Raw genomic sequence first — 19,514 nt, forward strand, 5'->3', positions numbered from 1 at the left:
CGGATTTTTCCTTTTCATTCATGCGATCAAAATTCGGAAGCGCCTCTGTATTTGACCATAGCGAACATTGAGGCATGCGCAGATCAGAAGCCTTAAGCGACGCGTTGGCGAAGCTTTTATTGTCTATCTCCTGAGCCATAATCGTCCCATGGGAGCAGTGCTTTCGGGTCGAGTAAAAGATCTTGAGAATGAATACCGCAACGGTTTCGAGGGCATGACTGAAAACACCGTTGATATTAAGGAGCTAATCGAAACGCAACATGAAATGATTGAAATGGTGATCGGAAAAATGCCAGATCAACAACGCGAATTTCTGATTAGCTTTGGGCGTGGTGACCCCGCTTGGAAATTGCTGAAAATCAGCCACGTTGCAGAGCTCCCGGCGATCCGCTAGCGACAACGTAAGCTCGACAAACTCAAACCGGATCAGCGCTCGACGTTAGTAGAATTACTGCAATCGTCCCTTGCGCGAACGGCGCAAAAATAGTGGCTTCGCGTGTGCTGGGAAACCCGCCATAAATATTGGTAGGTAGGCGGTGAGATTTTCCAGCGCGTACTTCCAATGCTGGCAACAATGCCGTCCTTTTCGGCGTCGATTACTAAATCAGTTCCTCAAATCGGTAATCAGAAAAGCCTGCGATATTCCCGGGGACTGACACCCATGATCCCGCGGAACTGACGGATGAAGGTGGAAAGATCATTAAATCCGGCCTCAAGTGCGACGATGGATAGAGGCGTATTGGTTGTTCTTATAACTACAGCCGCTCTTTTTAAGCGTAAACTGAGAATGTACTGGTGCGGGGGGATGCCGACGAGCTTTCGGAATATCCGCAGGAAATGATAGCGGCTAAGACGGGTTTGGTTAGCGAGCGCCGCAAGCGATGTTGCATTATTCTCCAGATCATAAGCAGTCGTTTCAATATGGCGAATGATCTGAGAAACGCGGCGTTCATGCTCTTTCTGAACATTTCCGTTCACAGCAACTGAACCTATGGCAAGGCCTAGCGCTATAGCGGCTAAATCGTGAGCGACGACTTCCATATCCGCCTCTTGTTGGCCTAACGTCGCCTCGATCAGGGAAACTGTTGGAAGGACGGCTTTCGACGGAGGCAGGCTTGCCATGTTGAAGACGCCTCGGTGCTTTCCGGGAGTGCTGCTTGCGATCTCCTCCCAATAATCAGGTGTAAAATGGAACGAGATGCAGCGATCGCCGATACCGTGCTCGTGTTCACATTGAAAGCAGCGTCCGTGATTGCCTAACAAAATCGATCCGGGAGCAAGTAGCGCTCGCCCCTGAGTTGTCCGGTATGAGAAAGTACCGCTCAAAACTGCTGCTACCGCGACGCTATTGTGCTCTTCTTCAAAAGGCTTGTCATTGGGACCGGAATGGCAAGTCAAATCGACGACGTGCCAGCCACTTCCAGATGCGATGGGCTTAATTTCCACTCTGTCAGTCACTGTCACGTCCTGTGTTGAGAAAAGCAATTTTTCCCAAGTTTTTTATCTCAGTCATTTTTAAACTCCCGTGACAACAGTAAAGGGAAAACAGCATGCTCGATCATATCTCGATTGGCGTAAAAGATCTCGAACGAAGCAAAACATTCTATGACGCTGTACTCGGAGTTTTGGGTTACGGGTGTTTAAGCGAAGACGAAACTGCGCTTGGCTATGGCATCGAAAAAGCTCGATTTTACGTCCTGAAAAGTAAAAAGCCAGTACCAGCTGATGAGACATCTGGGCTCCACTTTTGTTTCACCGCGAAGACCAAGCAAAATGTCGAAGCCTTTTACGACGCTGCTATGAAGCAGGAATCGTTGGATAACGGAAAGCCTGGCATAAGAGAGGATTACGGACCCGGCTACTACGCGGCGTTTGTCAAAGATCCCGATGGCTATCGCCTGGAAGCCTTTTGTAATTTGCAGGACTGACAATCATGGCCACAATCCAGAAAGAAGTGGTGACCCGCGCTTCTCCCGATCAGACTTGGGATGCCATTCGCGATATTGGCGCTTTACACACACGGCTTGTACCGGGCTTTGTCATCGATACGAAAGTCGTACCGGGAGCGCGCATCGTGACGTTTGTCGACGGTGCAACGGCGCGAGAAAGAATTGTTTCACTTGACGAAAAAGGACGACGCCTCGTCTGGACAGCTGAAGCGCCATTTCTTGAACATCATAATGGTTCATCATCACAGAGATTGCCCTTGCAACTAGGTCGTGCACTCATAAATAGTCTAGCTATTTGAATGGATTAGTGATTCAAATGTCTCGGATTTGGAGGTCTTTGATGTCACGTCGCCGCTATGAACTGACAGAACGCGAATGGTCGATTATTGCGCCGCTGTTGCCATGCAAACCGCGTGGTGTACCCCGCGTCGATGATCGCATGGTACTCAATGGCATTCTATGGCGCTTCCGCACAGGATCGTCATGGTCTGAAATCCCTGAGCGCTATGGTGTTGCAACGACTTGCTACAACCGGTTCGTTCGTTGGCGACGTGCTGGTGTCTGGGATCGACTGCTGGAGGCCGTCTCTCAAGCCTATGACGGTGATATTGTGATGATCGACAGTACCTGTGTCCGCGTTCACCAGCACGGAGCCACAGGAAAAAAGGGGATGCCGACGATGGTTGCATGGGACGTTCCCGTGGCGGCCTCACAAGCAAAATCCACGCGATTGTTGATGCAGAAGGCCGTCCGATCAATCTTTGCCTGACAGGTGGACAGGCCGCTGATTGTTCACAGGCTGAGGGGCTCTTAGAATGCATCAAAGAAGGCGGCACGCTGCTTGCGGACAAAGCATACGATACCGATACGATCCGGAAGACCGCAGCGGAACGGAAAATCTGGGCCAATATTCCTCCCAAATCAAACCGTAAGGACGTATTTGCGTTCTCGCCATGGGTATATCGCCAGAGAAACTTGGTCGAGCGCTTCTTTAACCGCCTCAAGCACTATCGCGGCATTGCAACACGTTACGACAAAAACCCGGCCAATTTCCTGGCTGCTGTCAAACTCATCGCTGTCCGCATCTGGTGCATCAGTTTATGAGTCTACGCCGTAGTGATTTTCTCAGTCGCTCCTTTTTGCCACGGAGAGTTGGGACCGCAATACCAGCTTCTTGCTCCAATTCCATTCTCCAGAGCCCGGCAACCCAAAAAACTTGGAACCGCGATCAAAGGGGTCCTTCGCCACCCCTTTGGAAACCAGCGTCTCACCTTTCCCTCGCTCCTTTCTGGGCCATTCTGTCGACCTCAGCGCAACGTCACGCCCGAAGGCTTGGGGCTTGACGTGTACGCTTAAGAGTCGATCAGACGATGGCTGTTCGGGACGAAGGAATGTTCTCTCGCCTCCGTCGGAGATCGAACAAGGGAATGCCTGTCGTCTATGCTAAACTTTGGCTGATTTCCGCCGCGGACCCGAACGAAATGCTTCGTGCATTATCGGGTATGGAATCGGATATATGGGCAACCCACTTATGAGTGACGTTATCGACCTTTTCCATGACGCGATCCTGTTTTGTGGGCTTATAGCGCGGATTGGACAACTGCGGTGAGATGTTGATGTGCCTTTCAACGATCTGGGAGGGTGTGAGACCCTTGAGCACGCGCTGCCGTCGACTATTATAGGAATGATTGAAGCCGACGAGCAGGGTCTCAAGATCGAGATGATCGGCAACATTAATCCCACGAACTTCGCTGGCGATACGACCGTTAAAACGTTCCACCATTCCATTGGTCTGGGGCGTATAGGGCTTCGTCGTACGAGGACGACTTTGAGTTTCACGCATGCTTCTTCGAAGACATCAGCGGTGAAGCAGGACCCAAGATCCGTGAGCACATGGGTGATGCGGAATGGAAAGGCCTTTCGTGCCCGGCTCAGGAAGGCAACAGCGTTGGCTGCATTTTCAGCATCGTAAACAGCCAGATGCACGAAGCGGGAACAGCGATCGATTGCAACATAGAGATAACGCTTGCGGATCTCTCCATCTGCGGTTCGCAGCTTTGACAAATGTTTGACGTCGATATGGATATAGCCAAGATCGTATTCGCGAAAGCGGCGTTGTCCTTTGACCGGGCCGGTCGATGGTTTTGCAGGGCGCCGGTTCAAACCTTCAGCTTTCAGCACACGATAGATGTTGTCTCGGTTGAGATGCGGCAGAAAGTGGCGAAGAACGAAAGTCAGGTCATCCAGTGGAAAACCGGTCGCGCGTCGCACTGCGCAGATGATGGCCCGTTCCTCCTCCGTTACGCGCCATGGCAAACGTTTTGACCGGCTCGAACGGTCCTGGACTGCATGCTCTCCCCGTTTGCGCCATTTGCGCACTGTTTCATCGCTGATACCATAACGTCTGGCGACGACACTTGTCGGCTCCGTTGATCGAGCAATCTCTGTTCGTACTGCTGGGGTTGTTCGTGCTTGAGGATGGATTGCATCATCTCAAAGGCTCTCGCTCAACATGGGTTCGAAACGCCAAGCATTCTCTGCGATAGCCCAACCTACAACATCCCAATGATGTTCTGCAACCAGACAGCTAGCTCTCTTCCACAAACACCTCGTCGCGCTTCTTGCGTATCGATGGAAGTAGAACGACCACCAGAACGGCTGCGGCTATTGTCAGCAGAATTGCGCTGATTGGCCGGGTGATGAAGGTTGCCGGGTCGCCCCGTGACAGGATCATGGCGCGACGTAAATGCTCCTCCAATAACGGGCCGAGAACGAAGCCGAGCAGCAGCGGAGCGGGTTCGCAACGCAGTTTGGCCAGCAGATAGCCGATCAAGCCGAAGAAGGCGACCGCGTAGAGATCGTAGACATTGGAATTAACGCTATAAACTCCGATGGAACAAAACGTCATGATAATGGGGAACAGCACATAATAAGGTACCGTTAGAAGCTTCACCCAAAGACCGATCAGCGGCAGGTTCAGGACTATAAGCATGAGATTGCCGATCCACATCGATGCGATCACACCCCAGAATAAGGCGGGCTGTTCGGCTGCCACATTTGGGCCGGGTACAATACCTTGAATAATCATAGCGCCGATCATCAATGCCATGACCGGATTGGCTGGAATGCCGAGCGTCAGCATGGGGATGAAAGATGTCTGTGCACCGGCATTGTTGGCGGATTCGGGTCCTGCAACGCCCGCGATCGCGCCTTTGCCGAATTCCTCCGGCGTTTTAGAAATGCGTTTTTCAACCGTGTAGGAAGCGAACGAGGCGAGAATGGCACCGCCGCCAGGCAAGATGCCAAGCGCCGAGCCGATGACCGTTCCGCGCAAGATTGGAGCTGCCATACGCTTGAAATCGTCTCGTGTCGGCATCAGCCCTGTGACCTTCGCCATCAGCACTTCGCGCGAATGTTCGCTTTCAAGATTGCGTAGGATTTCGGCAATGCCGAACACGCCGACCGCAACGGCCACGAAATTGAGGCCGTCGGCATATTCCGTGATGCCAAGGGTGAAACGCGGCGCGCCGGTGTAGATATCCGTGCCGACAAGACCCAGCAGAAGTCCCAGAACGACCATCGCCAGAGCTTTGATGATTGAACCGTGCGCCAACGCTACGGACGAAACCAAACCCACGAGCATCAGCGAGAAATATTCGGCCGAGCCGAATTTCAGGGCGATTTCAGTCAGCGGCGGAGCAAAGATCGCGACCAGAAAGGTGGAGACAGTCCCGGCGAAGAATGATCCGATTGCCGCAATTGCCAGTGCCGCACCCGCACGCCCACGGCGGGCCATTTGGTAACCGTCGATGGCGGTCACGGCGGATGAGGATTCGCCGGGCATGTTGATGAGAATAGCGGTTGTCGAACCGCCATACTGGGCGCCGTAATAGATGCCAGCCAGCATGATCAGTGCGGAAACCGGATCGCCGATCTGAAACGTGACCGGAAGAAGCATGGCGATAGTGGCCGTGGCGCCGATGCCAGGCAGGACGCCGATCAATGTGCCGAGCAGCACCCCGATCAGGCAAAAGCCGAGATTGGCAAGCGTTGATGCGGTCGAAAAGCCAAGCGCGAGATTGCTGAAAAGTTCCATGCTCGTGCCCCCTTAGAATGGCCACCACGGCCCGAAACGCTGATAGGGCAGCGCGAGCGCGTAGCTGAACACAATGACGGAGAAAATCGTGACCGCAGCAGCAAGAATGATGGCTGCGAGAGGTTTCATGCGCATTGAGGCGAAAGAGGCGATGAGGCACGTCAGGAACAGCGACGGTACGAAACCGAGGCCGCGCACGGTTAGGCCGAAGAATATCGGGGCAGGCAGAATGAAGAAAAGGCCGCGCCATGCAATTGGGCCCATGGGCTCGCCGGAGACCCGTGTGGCTTGTATAAGGATAACCAGTCCAAGCAGGATCAGGACACCGGACAGGACAAGCGGGAAATATCCCGGTCCCATTCGAAACGATGTACCTATGTCCAGCCCCAGCGACTGATAGGCAAAAAAGGCGCCGGTCAGTGCGAGAAGGGCGCCGCACAATCCATTAGGCGGATCGATTGAGAGTTTCCGCGAAGGCTCGTTCATGGGCCCATCATCTTTCGGATTTGCCGTTGAAAGGGCTATGCCGGTGGTCCGGCATATGAAATCGGTTGTGTATCCGGCGGCTGTGACTTCGACGCGCAGACGCGAATATCGACAATCGAAGCGCGTTAGAAAACGCGCCGCGATTGCTTGCAATATCATTAGTCAGCGTATTGTCCGGCAGCCTCGATAATCGGTTTCCAGCGGGTGACTTCGGCTTCGAGCTTGGCCTTCAATGCGGCTGGCGTTGCATCGGATTCCGATGACGGCTTCGTGCCGAGTTCAGCGAAACGGGCAACCACGTTTTGATCTTGCAGGGCCAGCTGAAGCGATTTCGACAGTCGCTCGGTAATGTCCGCCGGTGTTCCCTTTGGTGCATAAATGCCGTGCCAGATACCCACTTCCATACCGTCCAGACCCGCTTCCTTGGTTGTTGGAAGGTCTTTCAACACGCCCAGACGTTCGGAGGATGTCACAGCGTAGGCCTTGATCGTGCCTGCCTGAATCTGCTTGGTTGTGTTGGTCGTCTGATCGCACATGATATCGACCTGTCCGCCGAGCAGATCAGTCATAGCCGGGCCTGTTCCTTTGTAAGGAACTGTGACGAGCGGAGTTTCAATAGCGCTCATGAAAAGCATGCCACAAAGATGCGATGCTGCACCGATACCTGCATTGGCGACTGTCACGGTGTCCTTGTTGGCCTTGGCGTAATCGATCAGTCCCTTCAGATCGGTCGGTTCGAGATCCTTGCGCGCAACAATGGTCATCGGAACTTCCGTGACGAGGCCGACATATTCGAAGGCATTCAGCGTGTCATAGGCGAGCTTGCGGTAGAGCGTAGCGCTTGTGGCCATGCCGATATGATGCAGCAGAAGCGTATAACCATCCGGATCGGCGGTTGCGACACGCCCTGCACCAAGTGTTCCACCCGCGCCGCCGACATTTTCGACAATGACCTGTTGTCCAAGATCCTTGGACATGGATTCCGCGACGAGTCGCGTTACAGTGTCTGTAGGTCCACCAGCAGCGAATGGCACGACCATGGTTATCGTTCGTTCCGGATAATTCTGTGCTTGTGCGGTGAAAGCCGCAGTGGAAATAGCAAGTGTTGTCGCCAGAGTGGCGATGAGTTTCATCATAGTGTCCTCCCAGACTATGTTGCGACGGGCGAGCCCGCATTATAAATTTAGTTCCCCACGCCTCTGCGAGCGCTTCGGGCAATCAGATACGATATTATTCAATCACTGCAATGAAATGCTTATGCACTGAGCTTTCTTGTGAATTGGCACAACTGTCGTTTCTTTTTAGAGAGAATGTAGATGCATCCGGCCGAATTGCCAATGCCTGAGCTTCGTTGAAAGCATATACCACCAACGTCTGTAATTGAGCGTCTGCTTATGTTGAGGCTTACGCAAATGCCTTGACTGGCACTCTGGAAATGCGCGCCGTCCGGATGCCCCGATCTCTTGAAATAGCTTCTTGTGTTAGCATCAGTTCAAAATTACCATTTTTGGGTTTTTGCATCCAATAGACAGGCCCTTTGCATGGAGCTTAATTGATGGTGTGAATTATTCATACCATGCTTGATGCGATCAAAAAGAAAAGTAGAATGGCCAATATCAAAAAACGTACGATTAGCCTGCCTAGTGAGCAAGCAGCCTTCATCGAATCCAAAGTCAGGAATGGGGATTACGCCTCAGTTAGTGAGGTTGTTCGTGCTGGCATCCGAGCATTAAGAGAGCGGGATGAAGTGATTGAGCGCTGGCTACATAATGAAATTGCTGCATCGTATGACGCAATGAAATCCGACCCGTCCCGTGCGGTAAGTGTCGATTCTGCTTTTGCTTCAGTTTGCAATCGACATGCTGGACGCATGAAAGTGCGAAAGTGATCCGCAGGGGGGTTATTTTATCACCGGAAGCGGAGGCAGCTCTTTTGGCTCTTTATGACTGGAGCCAAAAGAGCTTCGCCTCAGACAGCGCTCGGATACATCGATAGGCTTGAAAATTATATTCGCGGCTTCGACTACGCTTCTGAGTGCGGCACTTTTCGTAACGATATACGCGAAGGACTGCGAACCGTTGGCTTTGAACGTAGAGTTACGAACGCCTTCAATGACACTGAGCAAGAGGTTGTTGTGCTTGGCTTCTTTTATGGCGGCCAAAATTGGCAGGAAGCCTTATCTGAACATTGAAGTCGTGATCATTGTTCTTGGTCGGTTATTTGGAAAGAGAGCCGAGCACGTTTGCTGAGAATGGAGCAATCCCGTTCTTGAGATCAAGTCAAGAACAAAGGCCATCAAATTCAATTCCAAATCGACCAAAATGGTACGCTTCGGGTAGCCTCTACAAAAATGGCGAACTGGTCTCGGAAATCTCAGTCAAAGCTTTTGAGACCAAGCGTTCCTAAGCGCTTGGTCATCAACACATAGCGGCCTTCCATACCCGAGAGTTGATAGCCGCATTTTTCATATAAATATCTTGCAGGATTATGGGTGACGAAGCCCAGTTCCGCCACGGAACACCCGGCGAGCCGAGCTTCACTCTCGAAACTTTCTACTAGAGCCAAACCGACTCCCTTGCGTCTGCATTCAGTAGCGACATTCACCGACGCAATTAGCGCTTTCTCGCCTTCGCGCTCCCAAAACAGATAGCCTGCCCGCGCGCCCTGCAACTGTGCAATTGTTGTCTGGGGAAGGCTGCTAATCCATTGTTCGAGATGGCGCTCTATATTGCCCTGCCATTTTGTTAGCTGATCATTTTCAAGCTCTTCAATGTACTGTTTTTCCAAGCGATAAATAAAAGGAATATCACTTGGTAAACCGTGACGTAGCTTCATATGAGATTCCATTTTTATTTTGTGCAACAAATATTCGAAGTTACGCGACATCTGGTTGATAAGAAGAAGTTAAACGGGTTTCCGCTGAACAAGCTCGGCCTCTACGTGCGCCACCCAGGCCGCAATCTTTATCGGCAGCGGCCGTAATTATCCCTGTATCTGCAGTCGTAGTTCCGGCGGTCCCGTTGTTCCCAGCGGTCGCGGCTGTTTCTGTTGTTACGTTCTCTGATGTTTCCTACCACGGCCCCGCCCGCGCCACCTGCGGCGGCTCCCACTGCAGCGCCCTCCCAGGTACCGCTTGCCAGCCCACCAATGATAGCGCCGCCCGCAGCACCAATGCCGGCGCCCTTTTCCGTCTGGCTGCACGCTGTCAGCGTCAAGCAAACGAGTACGCCTGAAATGATCTTTTTCATGCCTGTCCTTTCGATCCATTGCCACTACGGCCGTCCGTCGACCGTTGATAAGCACCGAGACTGAGACGTATGGCTGCCGAAAATTACGTAGAAGTTACGAAGAACTATCGGCCTCGACTCCGGTCGAAAACGCAAATTCGTGCAGGATGCGCGCCTTCGCGACAAGTCATTGGCAGGTAATTCCGACGCCTGATCGATGGGCTCCGACGTCGCCCGGTTCGTCACCGCGTTTCAGGATAGTGAGTCGAAATGACTATGATCGGACCCTCGTCAAAGTTTTCATACTGGCATTGATAGCGATCAGGACTGCTTACAAGCGCGGCCAGCGTTCCGCCTCTAGATCGTCGAATAATAAATGAGGTTGAGGCCGTTGTAGACTATGTGGAGGACTACTGCCGGCCAGATGGAGCCTGACAGCCGGAACACCGCACCGAAGAAAAGACCCATCACAAAAGCATCGAAAAAGATGACGCTTGGACCATGAACCGCCGCAAACATAAGCGAACTGCCAACTAACGCGACTCCTGATCCGAATTTTTCGAGGCCACTTTGAACCACTCCGCGAAAAACGAGTTCCTCGCCAATCGGTCCCAAGACTGCGCTAGTGAACAATAGAAGCAGTATCCCTGTGAGCCCGCCGTTTGCCGCAGCTTGAAAATCCGCCTGCGTATTCGCTTCGGTGATGAAATGGAAATAGACTGCTTCGACAATGAAAATCAGGCCAAAGCCGATCACGCCGAGCGCTATGCTGATCGCTATCCATTTGAGCGTCGTCGGACGAAAACCGAATGCCTTCCAGTTGCGAACACGATAGAGGTAAGCGCCGAGAAACCCAGCAAAGCCAAGCGCAAAGTTCAGTGCGCCAGCAATGTTGATGCGAAAAACGGCTTTGTCGTCGGGTTGGAGTAGCAGCCAGTATCCAAGAAAGCTAATGCCGAGGACATAAACACCTACTGCGATTGCGATCTCCGGCCACCCAGGTTGCCGGTTCACTTGTGTCTGGATTGGCCGGATATCAGTCATTAGCAAGCCTCAAATCCACCAATTGCTTGACTGTTACATTGGTTGTTTCCATGAGTTATCACTCAAAGTGGGTAGTGTCGATAATTGCGTATAGCAGGCGAACCCAGTGTCGCCTTGCGCTAAATCGGTGATGGACGGCGATATCGTCCGTGGACGGAAGTCGACGGCCAGGGGACAACTTGCAAATCGATCATGCAGGACCCGGGTGTCTAGTCAACTCGCGGGGAGGCAGCAGTTCAACTCATACTGACGACAACTTTCTCCCCGGACACGCCGGCTTTTTGCATTTCTATTGCCGTTTGAAGACTTTCAAGCCCATTTCCTGCGATGCGTGGTGGCGGCGCGGCGTGATAACGCCCAACGGCCAGCGCCGCAGGCAGAAAATCGCGGTAGATCATCGCGCCCACCGCGTCGTCTTTAAGGCTGGTGCCGAAGATCTGCCGTGCCTCGACCTGCGGAGGCACGCCGTCCGACGGAGGCAACGTTGTCGCGACAACACGGCGCCCCTCGGAGCGAGCCACGACGGCAAGGGAGTCCGCCATATTGCCGGTGGCATGCAATGCTCCCGCTAGCGTCTTGCCGCGCAGCGCGTGCACGACGTCTTCAATGATGCTGGGCCGTCGATGATCGAGGACCAAGGACGCTCCGAGCCGCTTCAACAACTCGGCATGATGGGTCGAGGCGACCGAGATGCATTGGTAACCCGACGCAACCGCAAGCTGAACAGCATTGCAGCCGACGCTTGAGGATGCGCCCCAGATCAGGACCACTTGATCGGTGGGTGTGGGCGCCAGCGACGGGGGTGTCAATCCGAGATGAACTTCTTGGTAAAGGCCACAAGCAGCCGTGCCCAAACCAAGCGGCAGGACCGCCGCCGCCGTGAATGCCATCGTGTCCGGTATCGGCGAAGCCATGTTTTCCGGCACCACCGTGTGCGTCTGGAACGCGCCCTGTGCCGGATCATTGACCGTCGTTCCGACCGCCTGACCGAGCACCCGGTCACCGACCTTAAACCGCATTACGCCCGTTCCAACCACAACAACCTCACCGGCGACATCACTGCCAAGGATCGCGGGATAATCGAGCCAAGGCAGCAAGGCATTCTCCTGTAACAGCCAGTCGAGCGGATTGATGGCGACGGCGGCATTGCGGATGAGAATTTCGGCAGGACCCAAGACGGTCGGAGAGACCGGCCTGATCACAAGCGATTGCCCCGGTGCATTCTGCCAGGCGGCCATGTTCACAATTTCAGTCATGTACTGATTCCTCAAGAATATGTCTCGAAGATCGTCGCTTAGACTGTAAACTACAATCGTCTATATGTGGCACTGGCTGTTGACTCAGGAGCAACAATGAATCGTGGCGACTTTGGCGAACTGACCGCTTTCATGGCGGTTTTCGAGGCTAGCAGTTTCCGTGGCGCGGCGCGGCGATTGAACGTAACGCCATCCGCTCTCAGCCGAACACTGAACCGGCTGGAGCGACGTATCGGTGTACGCCTTTTGAACCGAACAACACGAAGCGTGAGCCCGACCGAGGCTGGCGAACTGCTTTATGCCCGTCTTGGACCGGCGTTGAGTGGCCTGGAGGAGGCTGTCGGCGACGTCGCTGCGCTTCGCGAAAGCCCCGTCGGAATGGTGCGGCTCAATCTTCCGCGCCTGGCGGCGGAATTGATCCTACTGCCCCGCATGGCGCAATTCCACGAACTCAATCCCGGCATCCGCCTCAACCTAATGATTGACGACGACATAAGCGACGTGGTCGCGGCCGGATGCGATGCTGGTATTCGGATGGGTGAACTGTTGGCTCAAGATATGATTGCGATCCGTCTGACCGACCCGTTCCGTGTCGCTGTCGTCGGTGCTCCCAGCTATTTCGCAAGGCATCCACGGCCCGAGACCCCACGGGATCTCCGCAATCATGAATGCATTGTCTATCGATGGGCCTCTTCCGGGCGCCTGCATCGATGGCAATTCGATGACGCGAGCGGGTCCGTGGACGTCGCTGTCGAAGGGCCGCTGTTGGTGAACGATACGAGCATCATCCGCGACGCGGCAATCGCTGGAATGGGATTGGCGTATCTCCCCGAAACTAGTGTGGCAACACAGATCGCCTCAGGCACGTTGGTCAGGGTGCTGGAAGCGTGGTGCAAGCCATTATCTGGCTTCTACCTTTATCATCCCAGCCGTCGCCAGACGCCGCCGCCGTTGCGTGCACTCATATCGTTCTTGAAGGGCGATATCGTCGGACATCCTCCAGCAGGATCATCCTAAGCGCCTATTCGAGAATGGATCGAGCGAACTCCCTGCTCTTACCCGCCCAATCGGGAAGCTGCCAGCTATCAAAGGGCATTTGCCAACCGCATCAGCATCGTTGCGGCAAGCTCAGGGACTGAGCGGCGTCGTAGCATCGACAAGGCGCTTTTCGGTATCGGCAACGATTGCAGATGCTGCCTCCAGGGCCTGTTCCCCCGTATGCGTCAACTCGGTTTTCTGCACGCATACGCACTCCAAATGAGCCCGTGCGCTTTATGAAACCCGACTTCCAAAGCGTGACAAGAATTGCCTGCATCGTCTGCGGCGTAATGAAGGCTTGAGGTCGGGACTGTAGAGCGGGAGGCGGAGGAGGCTAGTTGTTTAGCACCTGCCGCCTCGATCATCTCGCGGATCCAAGGCGCCTTGTGGCTCGACAGATTGTCCATGACGACAACGTCGCCAGGCTGAATTCGGGGACGAACATGGAACCACGCGCTTACACTTGTTTGACACACCTCTATTGCAATCAAATAACCCTCACCTTCTCCCTTCAGTATGCAGCGAGATGAAGTAGATGGCCGGTGCAGATCGCCAACATCAACGCCACGCTCAAGCATCACTTCTTCAACTTCACGCAGACTGAGATTGAAGCGAAAGTACAGCCAGATTACACGCGCCATGATCGAAATTGTAAGGTGATTATTTTGTACGTATTGTCCGGCTTATACATAAAAAATAAATAACGTAATCGTGTTGAAGAATGATCAATATGACAGCACCACTATACGATATTTATGGGTGCAGAAATTCCTGCATTGCTTCTATAGTTAGTAAAAGCATCCAGCGCGCTGAGCTCAATGGAATTATGAAAATCAGGTAGCTTTTTGTGTATAACGACGAAGGTGATCAAGCAAGCTCGCCGTATACGTAGGTAATTGTAATTCATTTCTTACGCAAAGGTAGAGATTACGATCGGCCCAGCCTTCATCAATTTCGGTGATGTTCAGAACCATGTAGTGCCCGTAGCGCAGCGCTGCTGTTTGAGGGACAATTGCGATGCCTGCGCCGCATTCAACCATGCGACAAGCGCTTTCAAAATTTTCTGCACGAATGCGGTAATAGACTTTGCGGCCAAGTTCATTGGCAAGCCGCCCCATGAATTGCATAAGTGCAGTATGCTTCGGCAAGCCAATCAGTTTGAAATCGAGGATTCTCGAATAGTTCACCGCCGATGCCGCGAGCGGATGCTCTGGCGGCGTTACAAGGACCAGCCTGTCGGGAACAAAACGCCAGCTTTCCAGGCCACTCATGTCCGCAGAAGATGCGACAATGCCAATGTCTGCTTCCCCGTTCCTCAGCAGACTCACCACTTCGAGACTGGGCTTGTCCTCGACGCTCACCGTCACATCGGGGTGTGCCGCAAGAAATGTCCCAAGCGTATGAGGGATATGTTCCGCTAACATATTCGTGTTCGACAGCAATCGTACATGACCACCGCGACCGTCGGCAAAATCATCAAGTGCGGTCTGTGCCCGCCGGGCATCATCGATAAGCTTGCGCGCGTTTCGCGCAAACATTTCACCTGCCAAAGTTGGGCGAATACCGCGACCGGTTCTTTCGAACAGCTTGAGATTAAAGGACTCTTCCAGTTTTTTGAGGCGCGCACTGACCGCAGCTACCACAATATTGTTCTGACCCGCAGCAGCCGTCAGGCTTCCGCCTTCAATGGCGGATACGAAGATGCGCAGATCAATAAGGTCGAATTTCATGTGTCAAGCTTTCACAAATGATGAAAGCAGGCTTTAGCAAAGACTGATTTTCTTATCCAGTCACTTAGAGCTATTCCAAAAACCAAGTCGCAGGACACTGCATACGCAACTCTCTGAATTATTGAGGAGAATAGGAATATCCAAGAAATTTCGATTCTTGGGTTGCTATGCTTGTTCCGTTCCCGGCGAGGCGGGCAGGTAGTTTTCTCAAAGAAAGCCACCTTCGACTCGCATTGAATTATTCATGCTTCATGAAAGCTCGTTCAGAATGTCGCAATCAGGCAGCTTCAGGCAATACCCCTTTGCACCCCGTTCTTCATGGAAAGCACTTTTCAGCGCAACAGCCGTTTCCATTATGGCACTCGGATCAGTTGCGATGGCCGACGAGCCGTCTGCGGAACTGGTTGCCAAAGGCCGCTACATTGCCACCGCATCAGATTGCGCAGCCTGCCACACGGCACCTCACAGCGGTCAGCCTTTTGCAGGCGGGTATGGTATTGCGTCACCGCTCGGCACGATTTTCTCGACAAATATCACGCCATCAAAGGCTGATGGCATCGGCAATTACACCGAAGAAGAATTTGCGCATGCAGTTCGTGACGGCGTGACGAAAGACGGATCGCATCTTTATCCGGCCATGCCTTACACGGCCTATGCGAAGATGACAGACGAAGATGTGAAAGCGCTTTATGCCTATTTCATGCATGAGGTGAAGCCGGTCGATCATCAGCCGCAGAAAACTGAACTGCCGTTCCCGTTCAACATACGTACATCGATGGCGGCATGGAACCTTCTTTTCCTTGATAAGACCCGTTTCGCGCCGGATGCCAACAAGTCGGAAGAGTGGAACCGTGGTGCCTATCTCTCCGAAGCGCTGGCCCATTGCAGCACCTGTCATACACCACGCAATGATCTGATGGCCGAGCAGGCTAGCCAAGCACTTTCGGGTGGTTCGCTCGGTTCCTGGTATGCGCCCAACATTACGTCCGATCCTGTCAGCGGTATTGGTGACTGGTCACAGGAAGAACTGGTGCAATATCTGCGCACGGGCCACGTTGCGGGCAAGGCGCAGGCCGCAGGCCCTATGGCAGAAGCCATCGAACACAGCCTCCAGCATCTGGCCGATGAAGATCTGAAAGCGATTGCGGTTTACGTCAAGGATGTGGCTCCGGTTTCGTCCGGAGACACAACTCCGCGTGACAAGTTCGGCAAGCCATCAGTGACTGAATATGCGTTGCGCGGTCTTCCGGGGGAAGAACCGAATGAAAGTGGGTTCCGTATTTTCAGTGGCGTTTGTGCGAACTGCCATCAGATGAATGGTGAAGGCAACAAGCGATATCCGTCGCTATTCCACAACACGGTTACGGGTGCTGACCGTTCGGACAATCTGCTTTCCGCAATCGTATTTGGTGTCAATCGTACAGTCGACGGGGAAACGGCATTCATGCCGGGCTTCGGGCCAGATGCCTTCTACACGGATCATCTTTCCGATCAGGATATTGCCGATGTCAGCAACTATGTGCTGGCGCAATACGGCAATCCGGATGTCAAAGTGACGCCCGCCGATGTCAAACTGATGCGCGAAGGTGGACCGAAGCCGCTGATTGCCAAGCTCGCACCATTTGCAGCACCGGCAATCGTGATCGGCATTTTGTTCTTGATCGTGCTGATTGTCTGGCTGGTTCGTCGCCGCAAGCGTGCAGTGCGCGTCTGATCAGCTTGTTTCTTTATTTGCCCATAGCATTGAGCACTCCCGCAGGAGACCAATAATGCCAGTCGATAATTTTCTGGACACCGCTTTCGGTCGTCAAATCTCTCGCCGATCCGTGTTGCGCGGAACAGTTGCTCTTGCAGCGCTCGGTGCCATAGCCGCACTTGCAGGTCCACTGCCTGCGGCCGCCGCCGATGCGACGCAGCAGGACTTCATGCAGCTTTCGGCGTTTCTGACCGGTCATGATCTCGATCCGGTGCTGGGCAGCCGCTATTTCGCGGCCTTGCAGAAGCGCAATCCCGATCTCGTAGCGCAAATGAACGCGCTCGGTTCGGTCATCAAGCAGAGCAATGTCGCCAGTATGGATGCATTTCTTGAGCTGCCTTCCGTTGAGCCAAAGCTGATGGAAACCGCAACCAAGATTGTGTCGGCCTGGTATCTCGGCGTGGTCGGTGAGCCGGAAGATGCAGAGCTTATCGCTTACGGAGAAGCGCTGATGTACCGCCCGACACGCGGCATTCTGGCGATCCCGACCTATGGACCTGGCCCAGATGCCTGGGGTCCGAAACCTGACACCAAGATTTGACAGGAAGAGAACAATGGCAAACGACGCATATGATGCGGACCTGATCATTATCGGCTCGGGCGTAATGGGCGGGATCATTGCCAGCAGCCTTGCAAAAGCTGGCAAGAAAGTGATCGTGCTGGAAGCGGGCCCGCGCGTAGATCGCCGCGACATTGTTGAGACTTTCCGCAATGCCCCTGTCAAGCTTTCGCTGGCCAATGCAAAGTTGCAGGGCGCTGGCTCGCCGTTTCCGAGCCTGCCACACGCACCATCCACCTATGGTGATTATCTCCAGCAGGTTGGCCCAGTTAAGTACAACACCTCATACTTACGCGTAGTCGGCGGTACGACATGGCACTTCGGTTCGTCGCTATGGCGTATGATCCCGAATGACTTCCGCCTGAAGTCGCTTTATGGCCATGGTCGCGATTGGCCGGTGAGCTATGATGAACTCGAGCCATTTTACGCTCGCGCTGAAACAGAGCTGGGTGTCAGCGGCGTCGATGGTCAGGATGAAAGCGGAAAGGGGGGTAGCGCCTATCCACCACGTTCGATTCCTTATCCGATGCGTGGCCTCAAGCCGAGCTACATGTTCGATCAGCTTTCAGAAAAGCTTTCAAAGGGCGGTTTCAATCCGATCCTTGAGCCGAATGGCCGCGCAACGCGCCCCTATGGCCAGCGTCCGCCCTGTGGCGGCAACAACAATTGCAACCCGGTCTGCCCGATTGCCGCGAAATATGACGGCTCGATGCATATCGACGAAGCGGAACGTCATGGCGCGATCATTCAGGACAATTCAGTTGTCTGTAAGATCGATGCTGATGATAGCGGCAAGATCACCGCGATCTGGTACAAGCGTCCAGATGGTTCGGAGCATAAGCTCACCGCACGTTATTTCGTGATGGCTGCTTACGGCATTGAATCGCCAAAGATCATGCTGCTTTCAAAGTCTGATCGTTTCCCCAACGGTATCGCGAATTCATCTGATCAGGTTGGTCGCAATCTGATGGACCATACCGGCATCAGCATGAATGTGATGGCGAAGGAAGATTTCTGGCCGGGCGAAGGTCCAACCCAGCTTCTTGTTTATCTCAATCAGCGCGATGGCGAATTCCGCAAAAACTATCCAAGCTATAAGATCAAGGTTCGTAACACCGTTCCGACTGGCCAGACGACCTCAAGCCTTATCTCCAAGGGTGTTCTTGGTTCAAAGCTTGATGCAGAAATTCGCCGTTATTCGGCGCGTTCGCTGAACTGGGCGGTGGATTTTGAAACGCTTCCACTGGCTGAGAACCGTGTCCTCCCAAGCACGAATAAGGTCGATGCGCTGGGTATTCCGGTTCCGTCCATCTATTACAGCGTGACCGATTACTGGAATGCAGGCCGCGACCGCGCATTGCAGGATTTTGATCAGATCGCAAAGCTTCTGGATGCGGATATTGTCAGCACCGATGTGAAATGGCAGAACCGCCAGCACATCATGGGCACAACAATCATGGGCGATGATCCGAAGAATTCGGTTGTGGACCGCGACTGCCGCACACATGATCACCGTAATATGTTCATTGCGGGCACCAGCGTCATGCCTTCGTCTTCTTGTGTCAACCCGACACTGACAGGTGCGGCGCTGAGCGTGCGCATCGCCGATACGCTGTTGAGGGAAATCTAAGTAGGGAATTAACAGGCCCCCTCGAAAGAAGGGCTCTGTGCAAACATTTTCGGGAATTGAACCACTGGGCATTTGGGCATTCTGCTCTGAGCTCGCTATTCAAGCTTTCGATGTAGTTGATGCCAGTTCAGAGATTACCGATTGCAATATTACGACATATAACGCTGCCCTGTAGCGATTGATATTTCGAAAAAGCAGCATGAGATAATTATCAAAGTTTTCGTTGTCTTTCAAAAATGGAAGTGGAAGCACTGCTTTGGAGGATATGGACTTCAATAACAGAGTTACTGAGCGGCCAGGGTAAGAGCGGCAGATTTGTTGGCGGGTTTCTGATTTTAGAGTTACAGTTAGAATCTGCCGGCCTAGATCAGCGCCTCTTAGCGCGAACAAAAGCAACATCACCGCGGCGTCAGGGAAGGCCGCGAAAGAAGACGACCTTTATATATTTGGCGAAGGAATGGTGGTTCAGAAACCAGCCTTGTCCTTCAAGCCCTTAGAAAGGCGCATTCCATTTGACCACTTTGTGAACGTTCGGAACCGTTTGCTCGATGAGCGTATTCAGCCGGGCAAAGCGGCGTTATAGGTATTGACCGGTGCGTCGCCTTCGCCCTTTGGAATTTGCGGGTTGCCACCAGATCGGAGAACCGGCTTGGATGATGCCTTTTCGGCCATTTTATTTTCCTCCTCCGTGCTACCGGCGAGGAATGTACGAGCATTATGCGCAGAAATGTGAAACGAATTTG

General features: G+C 53.3%; 17 protein-coding genes and 6 pseudogenes. 9 read left to right on the forward strand and 14 right to left on the reverse strand.

What is annotated here, in order from left to right:
• Window positions 1-148 precede the first annotated feature (148 nt).
• The gene (locus ACSME1_RS20655) at window positions 149-394 is read left to right on the forward strand and encodes a hypothetical protein (RefSeq protein ID WP_435655719.1); all 246 of its coding nucleotides are present in this window, start codon (window positions 149-151) and stop codon (window positions 392-394) included.
• Between the two features lie 230 nt (window positions 395-624).
• Here ACSME1_RS20655 and ACSME1_RS20660 read toward each other — a convergent pair whose 3' ends face one another.
• The gene (locus ACSME1_RS20660) at window positions 625-1,446 is read right to left on the reverse strand and encodes a helix-turn-helix transcriptional regulator (protein ID WP_435655720.1); all 822 of its coding nucleotides are present in this window, start codon (window positions 1,444-1,446) and stop codon (window positions 625-627) included.
• 104 nt (window positions 1,447-1,550) lie between these two features.
• Here ACSME1_RS20660 and ACSME1_RS20665 point away from each other — a divergent pair, with 104 nt between their 5' ends.
• From ACSME1_RS20665 to ACSME1_RS20675, 3 genes and pseudogenes are all read left to right on the forward strand, one after another.
• Entirely contained in the window at window positions 1,551-1,928 is a 378-nt protein-coding gene (locus ACSME1_RS20665) for a VOC family protein (protein WP_435655721.1), read from the forward strand.
• 5 nt (window positions 1,929-1,933) lie between these two features.
• Window positions 1,934-2,248, forward strand: a complete 315-nt coding sequence (locus ACSME1_RS20670; protein WP_435655722.1) for an SRPBCC family protein — start codon at window positions 1,934-1,936, stop codon at window positions 2,246-2,248.
• Between the two features lie 41 nt (window positions 2,249-2,289).
• Window positions 2,290-3,053, forward strand: a pseudogene (locus ACSME1_RS20675) (IS5 family transposase).
• 20 nt (window positions 3,054-3,073) lie between these two features.
• Here ACSME1_RS20675 and ACSME1_RS20680 read toward each other — a convergent pair.
• The 5 genes and pseudogenes from ACSME1_RS20680 to ACSME1_RS20700 all read right to left on the reverse strand — a co-directional run.
• Window positions 3,074-3,182, reverse strand: a pseudogene (locus ACSME1_RS20680) (IS30 family transposase); the annotation flags it as partial.
• Between the two features lie 205 nt (window positions 3,183-3,387).
• Window positions 3,388-4,433 (reverse strand): annotated as a pseudogene (locus ACSME1_RS20685) (IS481 family transposase).
• Between the two features lie 103 nt (window positions 4,434-4,536).
• A complete protein-coding gene (locus ACSME1_RS20690) occupies window positions 4,537-6,045 on the reverse strand; it encodes a tripartite tricarboxylate transporter permease (RefSeq protein ID WP_105535469.1) in 1,509 nt (502 codons plus the stop codon).
• Window positions 6,046-6,057: 12 nt separating this feature from the next.
• The gene (locus ACSME1_RS20695; RefSeq protein ID WP_105707499.1) at window positions 6,058-6,531 is read right to left on the reverse strand and encodes a tripartite tricarboxylate transporter TctB family protein; all 474 of its coding nucleotides are present in this window, start codon (window positions 6,529-6,531) and stop codon (window positions 6,058-6,060) included.
• A 158-nt stretch (window positions 6,532-6,689) separates the two neighbouring features.
• Window positions 6,690-7,667 carry a tripartite tricarboxylate transporter substrate-binding protein gene (locus ACSME1_RS20700; protein WP_435655723.1) on the reverse strand — a complete coding sequence of 326 codons (978 nt, stop codon included), beginning with the start codon at window positions 7,665-7,667 and terminating at the stop codon, window positions 6,690-6,692.
• A gap of 470 nt (window positions 7,668-8,137) precedes the next feature.
• On the opposite strand from ACSME1_RS20700, the gene ACSME1_RS20705 reads away from it, so the two are divergent.
• Window positions 8,138-8,419, forward strand: coding sequence for a type II toxin-antitoxin system ParD family antitoxin (locus tag ACSME1_RS20705; protein ID WP_105707498.1), 282 nt, complete (start codon window positions 8,138-8,140; stop codon window positions 8,417-8,419).
• 485 nt (window positions 8,420-8,904) lie between these two features.
• On the opposite strand, the gene ACSME1_RS20710 is transcribed toward ACSME1_RS20705, so the two are convergent.
• From ACSME1_RS20710 to ACSME1_RS20725, 4 genes are all read right to left on the reverse strand, one after another.
• On the reverse strand, window positions 8,905-9,366 hold the full coding sequence (locus ACSME1_RS20710) for a GNAT family N-acetyltransferase (RefSeq protein WP_181153659.1): 462 nt from the start codon (window positions 9,364-9,366) through the stop codon (window positions 8,905-8,907).
• A 128-nt stretch (window positions 9,367-9,494) separates the two neighbouring features.
• The gene (locus tag ACSME1_RS20715; protein WP_128094653.1) at window positions 9,495-9,779 is read right to left on the reverse strand and encodes a YMGG-like glycine zipper-containing protein; all 285 of its coding nucleotides are present in this window, start codon (window positions 9,777-9,779) and stop codon (window positions 9,495-9,497) included.
• A 336-nt stretch (window positions 9,780-10,115) separates the two neighbouring features.
• Window positions 10,116-10,802, reverse strand: coding sequence for a CPBP family intramembrane glutamic endopeptidase (locus ACSME1_RS20720; RefSeq protein ID WP_105708413.1), 687 nt, complete (start codon window positions 10,800-10,802; stop codon window positions 10,116-10,118).
• A gap of 236 nt (window positions 10,803-11,038) precedes the next feature.
• On the reverse strand, window positions 11,039-12,058 hold the full coding sequence (locus ACSME1_RS20725; protein ID WP_105708415.1) for a zinc-binding alcohol dehydrogenase family protein: 1,020 nt from the start codon (window positions 12,056-12,058) through the stop codon (window positions 11,039-11,041).
• A gap of 96 nt (window positions 12,059-12,154) precedes the next feature.
• On the opposite strand from ACSME1_RS20725, the gene ACSME1_RS20730 reads away from it, so the two are divergent.
• Window positions 12,155-13,075 carry a LysR family transcriptional regulator gene (locus tag ACSME1_RS20730; RefSeq protein WP_435655724.1) on the forward strand — a complete coding sequence of 307 codons (921 nt, stop codon included), beginning with the start codon at window positions 12,155-12,157 and terminating at the stop codon, window positions 13,073-13,075.
• Window positions 13,076-13,390: 315 nt separating this feature from the next.
• Here the strand turns inward: ACSME1_RS20730 and ACSME1_RS20735 are convergent.
• From ACSME1_RS20735 to ACSME1_RS20745, 3 genes and pseudogenes are all read right to left on the reverse strand, one after another.
• Window positions 13,391-13,533: pseudogene (locus tag ACSME1_RS20735) on the reverse strand (transposase); the annotation flags it as partial.
• 117 nt (window positions 13,534-13,650) lie between these two features.
• A pseudogene (locus ACSME1_RS20740) lies at window positions 13,651-13,737 on the reverse strand (IS6 family transposase); the annotation flags it as partial.
• Window positions 13,738-13,929: 192 nt separating this feature from the next.
• Complete coding sequence (locus ACSME1_RS20745; protein WP_105708419.1) at window positions 13,930-14,826, reverse strand: LysR family transcriptional regulator; 897 nt, start codon at window positions 14,824-14,826, stop codon at window positions 13,930-13,932.
• A gap of 355 nt (window positions 14,827-15,181) precedes the next feature.
• Here ACSME1_RS20745 and ACSME1_RS20750 point away from each other — a divergent pair, with 355 nt between their 5' ends.
• The 3 genes from ACSME1_RS20750 to ACSME1_RS20760 are packed head-to-tail and all read left to right on the forward strand — an operon-like array spanning window position 15,182 to window position 18,771.
• On the forward strand, window positions 15,182-16,540 hold the full coding sequence (locus ACSME1_RS20750) for a c-type cytochrome (protein WP_105708420.1): 1,359 nt from the start codon (window positions 15,182-15,184) through the stop codon (window positions 16,538-16,540).
• Between the two features lie 55 nt (window positions 16,541-16,595).
• Complete coding sequence (locus ACSME1_RS20755; RefSeq protein ID WP_105708422.1) at window positions 16,596-17,123, forward strand: sugar dehydrogenase complex small subunit; 528 nt, start codon at window positions 16,596-16,598, stop codon at window positions 17,121-17,123.
• A gap of 13 nt (window positions 17,124-17,136) precedes the next feature.
• Window positions 17,137-18,771, forward strand: a complete 1,635-nt coding sequence (locus tag ACSME1_RS20760; RefSeq protein ID WP_105708424.1) for a GMC family oxidoreductase — start codon at window positions 17,137-17,139, stop codon at window positions 18,769-18,771.
• 418 nt (window positions 18,772-19,189) lie between these two features.
• Here the strand turns inward: ACSME1_RS20760 and ACSME1_RS20765 are convergent.
• Window positions 19,190-19,443, reverse strand: a pseudogene (locus tag ACSME1_RS20765) (DUF1801 domain-containing protein); the annotation flags it as partial.
• Between the last annotated feature and the right edge of the window lie 71 nt (window positions 19,444-19,514).

This window comes from Brucella pituitosa (genome assembly GCF_965577835.1).
GTDB classification, from domain to species: domain Bacteria; phylum Pseudomonadota; class Alphaproteobacteria; order Rhizobiales; family Rhizobiaceae; genus Brucella; species Brucella pituitosa.

Bases quoted from the DNA above. Each gene is read 5' to 3' on its own strand.
- ACSME1_RS20705 (WP_105707498.1), top strand. From the start codon at position 8,138: ATGGCCAATATCAAAAAACGTACGATTAGCCTGCCTAGTGAGCAAGCA.
- ACSME1_RS20700 (WP_435655723.1), bottom strand. From the start codon at position 7,667: ATGATGAAACTCATCGCCACTCTGGCGACAACACTTGCTATTTCCACT.
- ACSME1_RS20670 (WP_435655722.1), top strand. From the start codon at position 1,934: ATGGCCACAATCCAGAAAGAAGTGGTGACCCGCGCTTCTCCCGATCAG.
- ACSME1_RS20695 (WP_105707499.1), bottom strand. From the start codon at position 6,531: ATGAACGAGCCTTCGCGGAAACTCTCAATCGATCCGCCTAATGGATTG.
- ACSME1_RS20690 (WP_105535469.1), bottom strand. From the start codon at position 6,045: ATGGAACTTTTCAGCAATCTCGCGCTTGGCTTTTCGACCGCATCAACG.
- ACSME1_RS20715 (WP_128094653.1), bottom strand. From the start codon at position 9,779: ATGAAAAAGATCATTTCAGGCGTACTCGTTTGCTTGACGCTGACAGCG.
- ACSME1_RS20755 (WP_105708422.1), top strand. From the start codon at position 16,596: ATGCCAGTCGATAATTTTCTGGACACCGCTTTCGGTCGTCAAATCTCT.
- ACSME1_RS20665 (WP_435655721.1), top strand. From the start codon at position 1,551: ATGCTCGATCATATCTCGATTGGCGTAAAAGATCTCGAACGAAGCAAA.
- ACSME1_RS20760 (WP_105708424.1), top strand. From the start codon at position 17,137: ATGGCAAACGACGCATATGATGCGGACCTGATCATTATCGGCTCGGGC.
- ACSME1_RS20710 (WP_181153659.1), bottom strand. From the start codon at position 9,366: ATGAAGCTACGTCACGGTTTACCAAGTGATATTCCTTTTATTTATCGC.
- ACSME1_RS20655 (WP_435655719.1), top strand. From the start codon at position 149: ATGGGAGCAGTGCTTTCGGGTCGAGTAAAAGATCTTGAGAATGAATAC.
- ACSME1_RS20730 (WP_435655724.1), top strand. From the start codon at position 12,155: ATGAATCGTGGCGACTTTGGCGAACTGACCGCTTTCATGGCGGTTTTC.
- ACSME1_RS20725 (WP_105708415.1), bottom strand. From the start codon at position 12,058: ATGACTGAAATTGTGAACATGGCCGCCTGGCAGAATGCACCGGGGCAA.
- ACSME1_RS20750 (WP_105708420.1), top strand. From the start codon at position 15,182: ATGGCACTCGGATCAGTTGCGATGGCCGACGAGCCGTCTGCGGAACTG.
- ACSME1_RS20745 (WP_105708419.1), bottom strand. From the start codon at position 14,826: ATGAAATTCGACCTTATTGATCTGCGCATCTTCGTATCCGCCATTGAA.
- ACSME1_RS20720 (WP_105708413.1), bottom strand. From the start codon at position 10,802: ATGACTGATATCCGGCCAATCCAGACACAAGTGAACCGGCAACCTGGG.